Source organism: Pseudalkalibacillus sp. Hm43, assembly GCF_054170705.1.
This window is the reverse complement of the sequence record NZ_CM135129.1, coordinates 1,942,680-1,956,775: the sequence shown is the minus strand read 5'-3', so window position 1 is coordinate 1,956,775 and position 14,096 is coordinate 1,942,680. Positions and strand designations below refer to the sequence as shown.

Here is a 14,096-nt window from a genome sequence, read left to right as displayed (position 1 = left end):
ATATGAAATAATTGGAATAGATACCAAGTTCTACGAGGGGTCTTTAGCAGCTAGAGCAAAAAAGGGGAGATTTTAATGGATAGCATTGAAGAACAAAAAAGGAAGAGGAAAAGATTTCTGCCAGCAAGGATAAACCTACTATTCTTGTTTGTTTTCTTGCTATTTACAGTGTTGATCATCCGTCTTGGATTCATCCAAATCGTCCATGGGGAGCATTTCAGATCGCAATCTGAAATGACCACGAACATTGAAGCCTCTGTCCAAACCGAGCGTGGGAAAATGTTTGACCGTAATGGACGATTGATTGTATCCAACATTCCCTCTTTTGCTTTGACGTACATTCGGATTCAAGGAACGGGGCAAGAGGAGCACATGAAATATGCTGAGAAAATCGCTCCTATGATTGAAATGCCTCTAAATAAAATTACCGAACGGGACCGGGAAGACTTTTGGATTGTAGAAACCGGCATGCTGGAAGCGTATGAGCAAAAGCTTACGCAAGAGGAAAGAGACAAAGAATACGGTGAAGATGAGGATAAAGATAAGATCCTTTATAAGCTTGTGCTTGATCGGATTACAGAGGAAGATCTAAAGGATGCAGGGGTTTATGGGGAAGAAATGGATGGAACCGACAAGACCCGCAACCTTGAAATCCTAGCCATCAAACGGGAGTTGGATAAAGCGACGAACCTCGAGGTCAGCTTCATCAAAAAAGACCTGACAGAAAAAGAAATGGCTGTCATCGGGGAGCACCTTGGTGAGCTCGAGGGACGTTTCGGAATATCTTCGACAGCCGAGCGTAGCTATCCAGCTGGAAAGGAATTCTTTTTTGGCAATATAAAAGATATCCCTTCTGAAGAGCTGGACCATTATCTACTTAGACGATATGCTCGTAACGATCGAGTCGGAACAAGTTACCTGGAGAAGCAATATGAAGGTATTCTGAGTGGTAAAGATAAGACCTATACATTTACGACGACAAAAGCAGGTCAACCCATTGGAGCACCTGTCGTATCACCTGGTTCAAGAGGACACGACCTTGTACTCTCAATTGATATGAACTTACAACAGAAAGTCGGAAAGATCCTTGAAGAAAAAATTACTCTTGCACGTAGCCGTGGTGATGGTCCAGTAGATAGTGCGTATGTTGTGATGATGGACCCGAACTCTGGGGAAGTTCTTGCAATGGTTGGTAGGGAATACAAGGGTGGAAAATTCACGGATGACTCTTTTGCAACTCTACAAAAAGCATTTGAAATGGGATCCACAGTTAAAGGTGCAACTGTTCTTGCTATGCATCAAATGGGTAATGCACCTGTTCTTAAAGATAACCCTGTAAGAATGAAAGGTAGAAAACCTTTTGATTCTTACGGTGGAAATAGAATAGGAAGAGTAAATGATAAACAAGCATTAGAGCAGTCCTCTAACGTATACATGGGGGTTGGAATTGGTCGTATAGCTGGATTCAATATCGTAGATCACGGCACATATTACACAGCATATGTTAATAGAAAACAAAAGTATAAAGATACCTTTTATAAGTTGAGAGATGTTTATGCTTCGGTTGGAATGGGTGTAAAAACAGGGATTGATTTGCCTGAGGAAGCATTGGGCTATGAAGGTAATATAGAAGATACTGAAGCAGGAAATTTGTTCAACTATACAATTGGTCAGTTTGACACCTATACCCCAATCCAGATGGCACAGTACGCTTCAACAATTGCAAATGGTGGATATAGAGTACAACCGCATCTGTTGAAAGAAGTACGTCAATCTACGGGGAAAGAGGATCTCGGTCCACTTGTTTCTAAATATGAAACTAGGGTAATTAACCGTATTGATAATTCGGAAGAAGAAATCAATCGTGTGAAAGAAGGGTTTTACCTCGTAACCCATGGCACCAGAGGCACAGCTAGAGAGTTGAAAAATACGATGATTGCAGGCAAAACAGGGACTGCACAAAGGATAGTCGGTCCTGGTGCTTACAATCTTACGTTCATTGGATATGCACCATATGATAACCCAGAAATCGCATTCTCGGTTGTTGTCCCAAGTCTTAACGGCGGACATGTGAACGTTGAAATTGTTGACGAAATCGTAAAGGCTTATAACGAGGGTCCTATACCAGAAGTTCCAGAAGGCGAAGAAGGTACTGAAGAAGAAACTTCCGAAGGTGAAGAGGGAACCACAGAAGAAACGACAGAAGAGCAATAATAGGGGAGATCGGCATCCAATCGGGTGTCGGTCTTTTTGTTGTTTAACTACCTTGTTTTAGGTGAAAGTAGAGAAGAGGAGTACCTACTATTCTTCTCGACAAAAAACTCAGTTACTCAATCAAACGTTTGTTTAAATTTCTCCCCCTTGCAACATCAAGGTTTTACCCAATCAATCAAACATTTGTTTAAGGAAATAAAATAATTGTCGAACATAGCAAAGGAAGTGGTCTAATGAGCGAGGATAGGATTTATGACTTTATTGGAGTTGGGATTGGTCCATTCAATTTAAGTCTTGCTGCTCTAACCGATGAGGTGGAAGACGTAGATGCCCTCTTTTTTGATCAGACGTCCAAATTCGAATGGCATCCAGGCATGTTGATTCAAGGGACCGATTTGCAGGTTCCATTCCTTGCAGATCTTGTAACATTAGCAAATCCGAAAAGTCCTTATTCTTTTCTGAATTACCTCCATGAAAACAACCGTCTGTATAAGTTCTTTTTCTTTAACCGATTTGATATTCCGAGGCGTGAGTATAACAATTATGCGGCGTGGGTTGCTGATCAATTAGACAATTGTCTGTTTGGCAAACGCGTCATTAAAGTGGACTACATACAACAAGACGAACCGGTTTATAAAGTAGTCGTTCATGATACGGAAACACAGGCGGTAGAGAAGTTTTATGCAAGACATATTGTCATGGGAACCGGTAGTGTACCTCTTGTGCCGATGGATATCGAAGGTTGTTCTGGAGATGACATATTCCATTCCAGTCAGTATCGCTTTTATGAAAAGGAAGCGAAACAAACGAAATCCATTACTGTCATCGGATCGGGTCAGAGCGCGGCGGAAGTCTTTTATGAATTGTTAGTGGATGAAAACAAATACGATTATGAACTGACGTGGTTTACGAGGTCAGCTGGATTTCTCCAATTGGAATCCGCGAAGCTGGGACAGGAAGTTTTCTCACCGGATTATGTTGCGTACTTTCATCAGCTCACATTTGATGAGCGGAAGGATGCCCTTTCAACGCTCGGGCAACTCCGAAAAGGCATCGACCCTGAAACCCTGAAACAGATCTATGACCTCCTCTATCACCGGTCGGTTGATGGAGAGACAAAACCGGTTACGATTCAACCTCTTACAGAGGTCAAGAAGATCGAGCCTTCTGATGATGGAGATGGCTATAAGCTGAAGTGCAACCAATGGCAAAAGGGAGAAGCGTTCACCCATCACTCTGAGAAGGTGGTTCTTGCTACCGGATACAAGCCTCATATACCCGATTGGATCGAAAAGTTCAGTGATCAAATCGAATGGGAGGATGACAAACGATATAAGGTCTCACTTGATTATCGTTTGAAATTTAAAGATGACCGGGAGAACCATATCTTCACTTTAACCAACTTGGAGCACTCCCATGGAGCTGGCGCAACGAATCTTGGTTTGTCGGTCTACCGGAATCAAAAGATCCTCAACACGATTTGTGGCAAAGAGATTTTCCGTGTGAATCATGATACCGTTTTTCAACAATTTCAATCCAAATAAAAAAGGTTGAGCCTACTTGGCTCAACCTTTGATTTTGAGACCGCTATTCTTCAGCCTTCACATTCTTCAAAACATTGACGACGAAGATCAGAATGCTGATGACAGTGATCGTCGCACCTACTGCGATGGCAGGTTCGAATTGCTCATGCCCGTAAACGAATAGTGTCAGACCAAGCATCATAACTGGAAGCCCGATATTATGCCCCCAGAAGTGGATTTTGGCAAGAGAGGAATCGGATGCTTTTGGGAATAAATGATAAATGATACCCGCTAACGTGAGTGCTGTCCAACCGAGTAAGTTGATGTGCGCATGAACCGGTGTCAGATTAAACGTATGAGACATCGACATATACATCCCTAAGACCGCACCAATTGCAAAATAGACAGCTGAAATCTTGATCAGTTTAATACCCATACACATTCTCCTTTCTAGGATGAAACAAGACTTGTTCCCTAATGTATACGTTGAAAATAGAACTTTTAGCACATTTGTCATAGCGCAAGACGCAGTCTAGCTACATATTTTATGAGTAGTGGACAAGGTATCAAGAAATACTTTAAAGAGATGTTTGTAAAAGGAGGTTAAACTTGTGGGAAAACAACTTGAGATTGGACAAGAAGCTCCAGACTTTCACTTGTCATCTACGACAGGAGAGAAGATTCGATTATCCGATTATAGAGGGAAGAAGCATGTTCTTGTCGCGTTCTATCCGCTAGACTTCACACCTGGATGAATAAAGGAAATCACCTCTTGGAAAGAGGATTTCAAAACATTTATTGAAAGCGAAACAGAAGTATTGGCGATCAGTGTAGATCATATCTATGCCCATAATGTGTTTGCAGCAAGCCTTGGAACATTGCCATATCCACTTGTATCCGATTGGTTCAAAACGACTGCTAAAGATTATGGTGTGTTGAATGAAAAGGATCAGACTGCAGAACGTTCTGTATTTCTCATTGATAAGGAAGGAATCATCCGATTCAAAAACACGGAGTTCGATGCTGACGATCGAGAGCAGTACATGCAAGTTTTCCAATGTTGTAAAGACCTTTGTGTATAATGAGATAGGGTATGATTCACAAAGGGGGACATGATTCTAATGGATATCAATCGTTTGCAGCAACAGATGGGATTCCTGCTTGAAATCGACAAGCTGAAGAACATACTGAGACAGACGTACATTACAAATGGTTCAAGGCAAGAAAATGATGCAGAACACTCCTGGCATTTAGCGTTGATGGCACTTACTCTTGAAGAGTATGCGAATGAGAAAAACATCGACATTCTTCATGTCATTAAAATGTTGCTGATTCATGATCTCGTAGAAATCGATGCGGGTGATACATTCGCTTATGATGAAAAAGGTCATGAAGATAAACAGGAGAGAGAAGAAGAGGCGGCAAATCGGATTTTCTTTATCTTGCCAGATGATCAAGCCGATGCGATGTACAGTTTGTGGAGGGAGTTCGAGGATCGTGAAACACCTGAAGCGCGATTCGCTGCGACACTTGACCGCCTTCATCCGATGCTTCTTAATCATCAATCGAAAGGACTCACCTGGAAAAAGCACGATATTCGGAAGGAACAGGTGTTAAGCCGAAACAAAACGATCGCAGAAGGGTCAGAAGACCTCTGGGAATATGCACAGGCTGTCATCGAGGATGCCGTTGAAAACGGATATTTACGCTAAGTTACTCACCATAAGAAAAGGGATGAACCGATTTCATCGGCTCATCCCTTACTCATTTTACTTAGAAGAATGTTTTTGAAGTTGTTCTTTGATGATGTTAATGTTCCATTCCATCATTTTAATGTAGGAGTCTCCGTCTTCACCTGGTTCTCCGAGAGAGTCTGTGAACACTTTACCTCCGATTGGTACACCCGTTTCACGTGATACAGTTTCCATGCTACGTGCATCGATACTCGTTTCTAAGAAAAGGACTTTAATGTCTTTTTCACGGATAAGATCGACAACTTGTCGTACTTGATCTGGTGTTCCTTGGTTCTCTGCGTTGATTTCCCAAATGTAACCGGCCTCGATGTCATAAGCATCACTGAAGTATTTGAAAGCACCTTCACTTGTGATGAGGTAACGATCTTCTTTCGGAATTTCACTGAAGCTTGTTTTCGCTTCTTCATGCAGTTTTTCAAGCTTTGCAATATACTCTTCTGCGTTCTTTTCATACGTTTCTTTATTATCCGGGTCGACCTTGATCAGTCCGTCACGGACGTTTTCTACATATTTGATACCGTTCGCAACATTCAGCCAAGCATGAGGATCCTCTTCACCCTCTTTACCTTTCGTCGTTAAGTATTTTGGTTCTACGCCTTCACTTAGACGAAAGACAGGTGCATCCTCGCCGTCTTTGCCAGTTGTGCCTAGTAATTTTTCAAACCATGAGTTACCTGCTTCCAGGTTCAATCCGTTGTAGAAGACTGCGTCAGCGTCTGCTGTCTTTTTGACGTCTTCCGGTAGTGGATCATATTCGTGCGGGTTTGAGCCGATTTTGACCATACTGTGTACTTCGACTTGATCTCCACCAACGTTTTTGACCATATCATACAGAATGGAGTACGTTGTGACGACTTGAATTTTTTCTCCATCTTTCTTACCGCCTTCTGCTTCTCCATCACCGCTACAAGCAGCAAGCAAGAAGATCATCAACACCCCTACAAATAATGCATACATTTTTTTCATCATAGTTCCTATTCCCCTCTCTAGTTTGCGTATGAAGCTTTCTTTCTTGATTTTACAAATTTTCTTATGAAGCCGTGTTTCGGTGACAACATGAACACAGCGATGAACAAAATTGTTGATGTGAGCACGATTGTTGCTCCTGATGGCAGGTTATACGTAAAGCTGTAATACAACCCAATCACAGAAGCGACGGTTCCGAATCCTGCTGCTAGGTAAATCATGACCCAGAGTCGGTCGGTTAACAGGTAAGCTGTTGCTGCTGGTGTTATGAGCATCGCAACAACAAGGACGATTCCAACCGTTTGCAGGGAAGCGACCGTAACCATCGTCAACAATGTCATCAACAGGTAATGGATGACTCTAGTCGATAATCCATAGGCTTGTGCCATCGTGGAGTCGAAGGAGGTGACAAGTAACTCTTTGTAAAAGAAGTAGACGCCTCCAATGACAAGAATACCGATTGCGAGTGTGACCCACATGTCTGATGGGCGAACGGCAAGTACGTTACCGAACAGGATGTGATACAGATCCGTACTACTCTTCATGAATGTAATCAGGATGATTCCGGCCGCAAACGCGAATGTAAAGAGTATTCCGATCGCGGTATCGTTTTTCAATCGGCTGTTCTGGCTGACGAACCCGATGCCGATAGCCGTTAGCACACCAGTGAATACGGCGCCGAAAAAGAAGTTGATCCCAAGCATGTAAGAGATGGCAACACCTGGCAGGACAGCATGTGAAATCGCGTCTCCCATCAATGCCATTCCTCTGAGAATGATGAAGCATCCGATGACCCCGCAAATGATTCCGACCATTACAGAGGTGATCAATGCTTTTTGAAGGAATTCATACTGAATAATTGCTTCTATGAAGTTCATGCTTGATTCACTCCCATATCATTCATGAATGCAAGAGGATTTCCATACGCTTTCTGGATGGTTTGTGAATCCAACACTTGGCGAACTTCACCTTTTGCAATCAACTCTTTGTTCAGCAGGATCAACTCATCGAAGTACACATTCGCTTTGCTCAAGTCATGGTGTACGACGAGAATCGTTTTTCCTTCCTTCTGTAGTTCCTTCAGAATTTGGATGATCGTGTTTTCACTCGAAACGTCCACTCCGACAAAAGGTTCATCCAGGAAAAAGATATCCGCTTGTTGTGCAAGTGCACGTGCTAAGAACACCCGCTGTTGTTGTCCTCCAGATAGCTCACCGATCTGGCGCTTGCTGTATTCCTCCATGCCTACACGCTTCAGGCATTCGTATGCCCATTCCCGTTGCTTTTTCTTTGGACGCTTGAATAGGCCGAGGTGTGGATATGTGCCAATCAAAACAGCATCGATCACTAGGATCGGGAAATCCCAATCGATGTCGTTTCGTTGGGGGACATATGCGATTTTTTTCCGTACTTTTTTAACTGGGTTCCCCAAGATTTCCACTTTACCGGCTTCCGATGGAATGAGGTCCATCAACGCTTTGATCAATGTAGATTTACCAGCACCGTTCGGACCGATGATGCCGACCAGGCTTCCTTGTTCAACTTGAAATGAAATATTCGTCAATGCGACGTTTCCGAGGTAAGATACGTTCAGATTATTAACGTTCAACACATTCGGCATCCTAATTCACTCCTTTCTTGTGCGTATAACTAACAACATTCACCTTAGAAACAAAAGTTGTACATGCGCAACATTTATTTAAAAAGAAAATGACCTTTTTAGTAACAGTCATAATATATGCCCAGTTATAAAAATGTTTCCTATAGACAAAACTTAAATCATTCTTATATTTTTGTCAACAAAAAAGTGACTGTAACTTTTGCAGCAACACTTCCTATTCAATTGTAGAAAACAAAGATATCTCTTCTGTTTTACCCGTTGGGGAATGTGGTTATGCATGTTATGACCAGGTTGAGGGGAGCAACTTATTTCCATATAAAAAGCCCTGAGCCTATGCGGCTCAGGTGCTTTTTATTAAAAATCACTTTACTGTAATTTCTTTTGTGCTTTTCGCAGGAACTGTGATTTCAACCTCAACGTACTGCTTATCTCCAGAGGCTACGTTTTGTTTCACTGTTCCTTCAGAAACATCGTACTCCCCTTTGACGAGATACATCGGCACCGTGACTGTCATTTCCTTTTTCAAGCGGTTGTAGACAGTAACGGTTTGCTCAGTAGCATGTCCGTCGTTCGGTTTCTCATATTGAGATTCCAGTGCCATCACGCCGCCTTCAGTATTTCCATTTTCATATACAGGGACGGAGACACCAGGCTCTTCATAATTGTAATTCGTAATTTCACCATTCTTCACTTCTAGTGGACGGAATCCAACCCAAGGCTTACCGCTGAGTTCAAGTGAAGTCGTTGTTGTATAAAGGATTCCATCTTGCTCTGTAACATTGTCGATGTGCGTATGGCCATGAAGGCTGATATCCACATCATTCTGTTTCATGATTTCAATCAATTCATGGGCATTTTCACCATGCCATTGCTGGTCATATTGGATACCGAGCTTTTCTCCAAGGATCAATGTTTCAAGATTTTGCGGGTTGTGCTGCTCGTCGTATTGCTTCCAATACTTTTGGACGTCTGGATCATCAGATGGCCAGATATCACGGTCACGCCATAGTGGATTGTGGTGAGAGAACAATCCAGTAATCTGATCCGGTTGTGCAGTCTTCGCGTTTTCTTCTAGGTCCTTCTTGACCCAGTCAAGCTGTTGTTCGCGGATTTGTCCACCCCAAGTTGGTACGGAAACCGTTCCGTGACCGCTTCGGTCGAACTTATGCCAGTCGAACGAGTTGTATGCGATAAAGTGTGCATACGGGCCGTAATCAAATGAGAAGTATTGAGGTCCGAAATATTGCTCCCAATATTTTGCGCCGTCCGCTAGAGTTGCATCTTGCGCGTAGGCATCATGATTACCAGGTGCAAGGTATACAGGTACATCCAATTGTTGAAGAATGCGATACGTTTCTTCATATTCATAGATATATTCTTGCGGATTCATCTGACCATACATAAGGTCACCGGTAACAACAACAAAATCAGGATTCTTCAAGTTGACTTCTTTAATGGCTTTTTGAAGGTATAGCCAACGATCTTCTTCCTTCGCATCCCACATTCCAGCTTCTTTCAAACGACCTGGGTCTATAGTTGATACGTCATCGTGGTTTCCGAGGTTACGTGGAGAACCAACGTGTGTATCTGTCAGATGTAAGAATTCAAAGTCTTTCTTGTATTCTTTAACGACTTTAACGGAATGCGGTTGCTCATCCGTTTTGCGTTGACCAGATGCTGTATAAGAAACTTCAAGATCATACAACTCTTCAGGTACATTCTCAGGAATTTGGACAGTCACATCATAAATTTTTTCACTGTTTTTCCAGTGTGATTCACCCATTGAAACCTTCTGAACAGGAAGATCGTATGTTTCAGTAAATGCAGAATGATTGGTTGGTTTCAATTTAACATCCCAGCCAGCAGCTTCCTTACCTTGACTATCGATTTTTACAGTGACAGTTTCACCTTGCTTTTTGATTGCAGGGTTTCCGAACAGTGGATAAATGATATCATTGACTTTCTGGTCTACCTTGATATTTGGAACATCATCCAGGTAGTTCGTTGAGTTGCCGATTCCACCATCCTGTTTACCTGTTGTGCCTAACGGTCCATTGATGGCACCATTAGCCCCCAAGGTTGGAACGATAAGTGCAGCTGCTGTAAAAACGGCAGCAATGGTTTTGAATTTATGCTTCACGTTTGGATCCTCCTCATTGTCTCTTTGTTGTGTTCGACAATAATCGTAGCAAGTTTTTGTGAAATACTTGTTAATTTTTAATTACAAAACAAATTCAACCATAATTTACTAGGAGGATGTAATGCAAAGGTATGTATTGAGCTATATTACTAAAGTATTATGCGAGTCGAATGTTCGTTGGGCGGCCGGAGGCTCCAACGTCCTTGCTCAATATGGCTTGATTAAGTCACCACGGGATATTGATTTACTGATTGACATAAATGATGTGGAGAAAGCGTCGCACTTGATTGAAGAAAGTGCTTCGCCTATAGAGGCTGAGTCCTATACTCCGTTCAGGACGGAAATTTTTCGAAGGTACCTGATGGATGAAACGGAGATCGACTTTATGGCAGGTTTTGCAATCGAACATGAGAAGGGAATCTATCGTTTTCATCTAAATAATGAGTCCTTAACGAAACAGGTTGTAGTGGATGGGTACTCATTGCCACTCAGTTCATTAGAAGATTGGTTCATCTTATATCAATTAATCCCGAATAAAGGTGATAAGGCGAATCTGATCGAATTATATTGGAAAGAAAACGGGATTCTTCATCCATTTATTTTGAGAAAGGCGCTTGAGCAGCCATTACCCGACCAAATCATAGACCGGACAATGCGTCTTCTGAACGAGGTGTGAAATGTCTAAATACAAATCCATAATCTTGCTATTAACGGTTGTCTCGCAGGGAGCGGCTATCATTTTTTTGTTTATCAACTTCTGGGTTTCCATCACGCTTTTCCTTTTATATGGAGTGGCTATGCTCGTGTTATTCATTTTACTAATCATTGAACGAATAAGAGAGAAAGAGGAGGAAGATCAAAATGATTATAGTGACTACTGATACTGTTCCTGGGAAAGAAATCATTGAACTGAAGGGGTTTGTGAAGGGTAGTACCATTCAAGCCAAGCATGTCGGAAAAGATATTCTTGCTAGTTTGAAAACAATCGTTGGAGGAGAAATCAGAGAATATAACGAAATGATGGAACAGGCTCGTAAAATTGCCATTTCCCGAATGGTGGAAGATGCAAAGGCAAAAGGGGCGAATGCGATTGTGGCCTGCCGTCTGCAAACATCATCTGTTATGTCAAATGCATCCGAGATCGTTGCATACGGAACGGCGGTGTACATTAACGAGTAGAGAGGGGAACGACCATGATTGAATTCCGGAAGCTCGGATCAGAAGATGCAGCAGATTATTATCAATTAAGATTAGAAGGGTTGAAAAATTATCCTGAAGCCTTCGCATCATCTTATGAAGAAGAAGTGAACCGATCAGTTGGAGATGTGAAGAAGAATATTGAGATGAGTGACAAATTTACGGTGGGTGCCTATTATGGGAAAGAACTCGTCGGTATAGGAACCTTTTTTCAACATACAAAAAAGAAAATGAAGCACAAAGGTGAAATTGTTGGAGTTTATGTGAGTCAGCATGTACAAAGAAATGGTATCGGGTTCAAGCTCTTGGAAAATTTAGTTGAAGAAGCAAGTAAGATCGAGGACCTTGAACAGATCATGCTGACCGTGATGACAGAAAATCGCTCAGCGATCCGCTCTTACGAGAAGATCGGATTTGAATCGTATGGTGTCGAAGAGCGCTCGTTGAAAATCGAAGGGCATTACTACGATGAAATGTTGATGAAATTCCATTTAAAAAAATGAACCAGTGAGACTGATCCGATTGAACGGCTCAGTCTCTTTCTATTTTACCCCTCCAAAAAGCATCCTTTTTACCGTGATTTCCCACATACTATCCTAAATTACCTATCTGTTGTACCAAAAAGTAGGCTATGTCATCTAATTGTTCCGAAGCGAAAGCTTAATTGATTCTCTTGTGGGGGTGACTTTTGTACTTATAAGAATACGGTTTATCGGTTTTATGTTGAAATTTTTTAAGTAAAAGAGAAGTAAATGGGGCTTTTTTAAGTATAAAGTCCTCAAGTCAAGATATGTAAAAACTCGATTTGCGGGGAGTTAGCAGACTATTGTAGGTATATAAATTTTTAGATAGGACTATTTAATTACTAAATATTCTGAAAAATTTAATAATATAGACTGATGATTAACAATGGGTGTTTTCGTAAGATGAAACTACAAGATATCGGATTCAACGACAAACTACGCTGAATCTCGATAAAGGCAAACCTGGTGAAAACCAGCGGCGCAAAGCTAGAGGGGCTAAGGTGCACTTGCACTAAGCCAGCCAGTTACCGAAAGATCCAAGGGGTGTTTGACGTTAAGAAGTACCCTCCTTTCGGTAAAGGCAGGGTATTTTTTGTTGGAGAAGGAGGTGTCGGAATGGAATTGGTTAACCTTTCTACTGGCAAGATCATTGCAGATAAAATGATTCCTGCTTACTCATTTATTAAAAGGCTTAAAGGACTTATGTTTACTTCTTCATTCGAGGAAGGTTATGCCGTCCACATCAAACCCTGCCGTTCCATCCATACGTATTTTATGAAGTTCGAAATTGACGTACTGTATTTGAATGCATCAAATGAAGTCATTGCAGCCGAATGTTACGTCCGTCCTGGAACAATCGGAAAACATCACAAAGGGACGTCATCCGTCATTGAGCTGCCAGCTGGAACCATTCATAAGACTAAGGTAGAACCCGGACAAGCATTACAAATCCAAAATTTAAAGGAGCGAGTATCATGATGGAAAAATTAAAAGGATTAGTAGTAGAAGAGCAAGGACAAGGTATGACTGAGTACGGATTAGTATTGGGATTGATTGCAGTCGCTGCAGTTGGAGCATTAGCACTTCTGAGAACGGAAATCATTGAAATGTTTACGGATGTAAAAGATATGGTTACAAACAGAGAAACTGGTGGAACTGCAGGCGGAAGTTAAGGCTTATACAGTTTTCAATGGTCTTACGTAGTTTTTACGTAAGGCCATTTTTTCAAAAAATACAAGGGGTTTTCATATGGTATTTAACATGGTTTTAATCATTGTACTGATCATATGTGTAGTTACCGATATCCGAAAACGACTGATTTATAATAAGGTGATTTTCCCTGCACTCATTTTATCACTTATCTTGCACCTTATCTTAAATGGTTGGTCTGGATTAGCGGCATCGCTACTGGGTTTCCTTATTGGAATTGGTATTCTTTTGATTCCATATTTTATGGGGGGCATAGGTGCAGGGGATGTTAAACTTCTTGCTCTGATCGGGGCGTTAAAGGGTCCGTTATTTGTACTCAATACGTCCATATATATGGCACTATTGGGTGGAGTAATAGCCATATGTATTCTCATCTTCAATGGAGGAGCATTCAGTAGACTAAAGTATTATTTCCATTGGCTCTACGCAAAGAAAAGTGGGTTGACTGTTCCATTGGCTATGACAAAAGACTCTTTGAAATCCACCTATCCATATGGGGTCGCGATAGCAGGTGGTGCAATCCTTAGCATTGTAGGGAAGGCGTGGATTTCATGATTAAAAAGGAAAATGGTCAATCTATTGTGGAAATGGCACTGGTTCTCCCGGTGTTATTAATAATATTAATAGGAATCTTTGATTTCGGTAGAATCATGTATACATATATGCATCTTCAATTGGCGACTCAAGAGAGTGTAAGGCTAGGTGGCTTAGGTCGGGATGATGCAGCCATTGCACAGTTTGCTAGGGATTATGTTCATGTTGGGGACTCTTCGAATCTTCAAGTTAACATCTCACCGAATGACACTATGCGTGAATCTGGGGATTATATGACTGTTACACTCGAATACCCTGTTGAATATGTAACTCCTCTTATTTCTAAAGTACTGCCTTCACCCATATTAGTAAAAACGGATTCTACTATCAGAGTAGAGTGATTGGGAGGTAGTT

At 41.6% G+C, this 14,096-nt stretch carries 17 protein-coding genes and 1 riboswitch; of the genes, 12 read left to right on the top strand and 5 right to left on the bottom strand.

Going from position 1 to position 14,096, the window contains the following annotated elements; all coding sequences use genetic code 11:
• Positions 1 to 75 precede the first annotated feature (75 nt).
• Together ACXQIQ_RS10410 and ACXQIQ_RS10405 are read left to right on the top strand one after the other, a co-directional pair.
• Complete coding sequence (locus ACXQIQ_RS10410) at positions 76 to 2,214, top strand: peptidoglycan D,D-transpeptidase FtsI family protein (protein WP_439302109.1); 2,139 nt, start codon at positions 76 to 78, stop codon at positions 2,212 to 2,214.
• 233 nt (positions 2,215 to 2,447) lie between these two features.
• A complete protein-coding gene (locus tag ACXQIQ_RS10405) occupies positions 2,448 to 3,758 on the top strand; it encodes a lysine N(6)-hydroxylase/L-ornithine N(5)-oxygenase family protein (protein WP_439302108.1) in 1,311 nt (436 codons plus the stop codon).
• 43 nt (positions 3,759 to 3,801) lie between these two features.
• On the opposite strand, the gene ACXQIQ_RS10400 is transcribed toward ACXQIQ_RS10405, so the two are convergent.
• Positions 3,802 to 4,173, bottom strand: coding sequence for a cytochrome-c oxidase (locus ACXQIQ_RS10400; protein WP_439302107.1), 372 nt, complete (start codon positions 4,171 to 4,173; stop codon positions 3,802 to 3,804).
• 175 nt (positions 4,174 to 4,348) lie between these two features.
• Between ACXQIQ_RS10400 and ACXQIQ_RS10395 the strand changes: the two genes are divergently transcribed.
• On the top strand, positions 4,349 to 4,819 hold the full coding sequence (locus tag ACXQIQ_RS10395; RefSeq protein WP_439302106.1) for a redoxin domain-containing protein: 471 nt from the start codon (positions 4,349 to 4,351) through the stop codon (positions 4,817 to 4,819).
• Between the two features lie 39 nt (positions 4,820 to 4,858).
• Positions 4,859 to 5,449 carry an HD domain-containing protein gene (locus ACXQIQ_RS10390; protein WP_439302105.1) on the top strand — a complete coding sequence of 197 codons (591 nt, stop codon included), beginning with the start codon at positions 4,859 to 4,861 and terminating at the stop codon, positions 5,447 to 5,449.
• A gap of 57 nt (positions 5,450 to 5,506) precedes the next feature.
• Here ACXQIQ_RS10390 and ACXQIQ_RS10385 read toward each other — a convergent pair whose 3' ends face one another.
• From ACXQIQ_RS10385 to ACXQIQ_RS10370, 4 genes are all read right to left on the bottom strand, one after another.
• The gene (locus ACXQIQ_RS10385; protein WP_439302104.1) at positions 5,507 to 6,460 is read right to left on the bottom strand and encodes a metal ABC transporter solute-binding protein, Zn/Mn family; all 954 of its coding nucleotides are present in this window, start codon (positions 6,458 to 6,460) and stop codon (positions 5,507 to 5,509) included.
• 17 nt (positions 6,461 to 6,477) lie between these two features.
• A complete protein-coding gene (locus tag ACXQIQ_RS10380) occupies positions 6,478 to 7,335 on the bottom strand; it encodes a metal ABC transporter permease (RefSeq protein ID WP_439302103.1) in 858 nt (285 codons plus the stop codon).
• Positions 7,332 to 8,078 carry a metal ABC transporter ATP-binding protein gene (locus ACXQIQ_RS10375; RefSeq protein ID WP_439302102.1) on the bottom strand — a complete coding sequence of 249 codons (747 nt, stop codon included), beginning with the start codon at positions 8,076 to 8,078 and terminating at the stop codon, positions 7,332 to 7,334. The genes ACXQIQ_RS10380 and ACXQIQ_RS10375 overlap by 4 nt, the downstream gene beginning before the upstream one ends.
• A 361-nt stretch (positions 8,079 to 8,439) precedes the next feature.
• The gene (locus ACXQIQ_RS10370) at positions 8,440 to 10,218 is read right to left on the bottom strand and encodes a metallophosphoesterase family protein (RefSeq protein WP_439302101.1); all 1,779 of its coding nucleotides are present in this window, start codon (positions 10,216 to 10,218) and stop codon (positions 8,440 to 8,442) included.
• A 121-nt stretch (positions 10,219 to 10,339) separates the two neighbouring features.
• Here ACXQIQ_RS10370 and ACXQIQ_RS10365 point away from each other — a divergent pair, with 121 nt between their 5' ends.
• The 8 genes from ACXQIQ_RS10365 to ACXQIQ_RS10330 all read left to right on the top strand — a co-directional run bounded on the left by ACXQIQ_RS10365 (position 10,340) and on the right by ACXQIQ_RS10330 (position 14,083).
• Positions 10,340 to 10,894, top strand: coding sequence for a nucleotidyltransferase family protein (locus tag ACXQIQ_RS10365; RefSeq protein ID WP_439302100.1), 555 nt, complete (start codon positions 10,340 to 10,342; stop codon positions 10,892 to 10,894).
• 1 nt (position 10,895) lies between these two features.
• Positions 10,896 to 11,099: a hypothetical protein gene (locus ACXQIQ_RS10360; RefSeq protein WP_458025457.1), complete on the top strand. Its 204-nt coding sequence runs from the start codon at positions 10,896 to 10,898 to the stop codon at positions 11,097 to 11,099.
• Entirely contained in the window at positions 11,080 to 11,397 is a 318-nt protein-coding gene (locus tag ACXQIQ_RS10355) for a YbjQ family protein (protein ID WP_439302099.1), read from the top strand. Before ACXQIQ_RS10360 ends, ACXQIQ_RS10355 begins: the two co-directional genes overlap by 20 nt.
• Before the next feature lie 14 nt (positions 11,398 to 11,411).
• Positions 11,412 to 11,918, top strand: a complete 507-nt coding sequence (locus tag ACXQIQ_RS10350) for a GNAT family N-acetyltransferase (protein ID WP_439302098.1) — start codon at positions 11,412 to 11,414, stop codon at positions 11,916 to 11,918.
• Between the two features lie 466 nt (positions 11,919 to 12,384).
• A riboswitch (cyclic di-GMP riboswitch) is annotated at positions 12,385 to 12,471 on the top strand.
• An 83-nt stretch (positions 12,472 to 12,554) separates the two neighbouring features.
• Positions 12,555 to 12,917, top strand: a complete 363-nt coding sequence (locus ACXQIQ_RS10345; protein ID WP_439302097.1) for a DUF192 domain-containing protein — start codon at positions 12,555 to 12,557, stop codon at positions 12,915 to 12,917.
• Positions 12,914 to 13,111 (top strand): Flp family type IVb pilin, encoded by a 198-nt coding sequence (locus ACXQIQ_RS10340; RefSeq protein ID WP_439302096.1) that lies wholly within the window; start codon positions 12,914 to 12,916, stop codon positions 13,109 to 13,111. The genes ACXQIQ_RS10345 and ACXQIQ_RS10340 overlap by 4 nt, the downstream gene beginning before the upstream one ends.
• Positions 13,112 to 13,187: 76 nt before the next feature.
• A complete protein-coding gene (locus ACXQIQ_RS10335; RefSeq protein WP_439302095.1) occupies positions 13,188 to 13,703 on the top strand; it encodes an A24 family peptidase in 516 nt (171 codons plus the stop codon).
• Complete coding sequence (locus tag ACXQIQ_RS10330; RefSeq protein ID WP_439302094.1) at positions 13,700 to 14,083, top strand: TadE/TadG family type IV pilus assembly protein; 384 nt, start codon at positions 13,700 to 13,702, stop codon at positions 14,081 to 14,083. The genes ACXQIQ_RS10335 and ACXQIQ_RS10330 overlap by 4 nt, the downstream gene beginning before the upstream one ends.
• Positions 14,084 to 14,096 lie beyond the last annotated feature (13 nt).

Coding starts and splice junctions, on each gene's coding strand:
- ACXQIQ_RS10410 (WP_439302109.1), top strand. CDS start 76: ATGGATAGCATTGAAGAACAAAAAAGGAAGAGGAAAAGATTTCTGCCA.
- ACXQIQ_RS10375 (WP_439302102.1), bottom strand. CDS start 8,078: ATGCCGAATGTGTTGAACGTTAATAATCTGAACGTATCTTACCTCGGA.
- ACXQIQ_RS10355 (WP_439302099.1), top strand. CDS start 11,080: ATGATTATAGTGACTACTGATACTGTTCCTGGGAAAGAAATCATTGAA.
- ACXQIQ_RS10330 (WP_439302094.1), top strand. CDS start 13,700: ATGATTAAAAAGGAAAATGGTCAATCTATTGTGGAAATGGCACTGGTT.
- ACXQIQ_RS10360 (WP_458025457.1), top strand. CDS start 10,896: ATGTCTAAATACAAATCCATAATCTTGCTATTAACGGTTGTCTCGCAG.
- ACXQIQ_RS10350 (WP_439302098.1), top strand. CDS start 11,412: ATGATTGAATTCCGGAAGCTCGGATCAGAAGATGCAGCAGATTATTAT.
- ACXQIQ_RS10340 (WP_439302096.1), top strand. CDS start 12,914: ATGATGGAAAAATTAAAAGGATTAGTAGTAGAAGAGCAAGGACAAGGT.
- ACXQIQ_RS10365 (WP_439302100.1), top strand. CDS start 10,340: ATGCAAAGGTATGTATTGAGCTATATTACTAAAGTATTATGCGAGTCG.
- ACXQIQ_RS10345 (WP_439302097.1), top strand. CDS start 12,555: ATGGAATTGGTTAACCTTTCTACTGGCAAGATCATTGCAGATAAAATG.
- ACXQIQ_RS10390 (WP_439302105.1), top strand. CDS start 4,859: ATGGATATCAATCGTTTGCAGCAACAGATGGGATTCCTGCTTGAAATC.
- ACXQIQ_RS10400 (WP_439302107.1), bottom strand. CDS start 4,173: ATGGGTATTAAACTGATCAAGATTTCAGCTGTCTATTTTGCAATTGGT.
- ACXQIQ_RS10385 (WP_439302104.1), bottom strand. CDS start 6,460: ATGATGAAAAAAATGTATGCATTATTTGTAGGGGTGTTGATGATCTTC.
- ACXQIQ_RS10335 (WP_439302095.1), top strand. CDS start 13,188: ATGGTATTTAACATGGTTTTAATCATTGTACTGATCATATGTGTAGTT.
- ACXQIQ_RS10405 (WP_439302108.1), top strand. CDS start 2,448: ATGAGCGAGGATAGGATTTATGACTTTATTGGAGTTGGGATTGGTCCA.
- ACXQIQ_RS10380 (WP_439302103.1), bottom strand. CDS start 7,335: ATGAACTTCATAGAAGCAATTATTCAGTATGAATTCCTTCAAAAAGCA.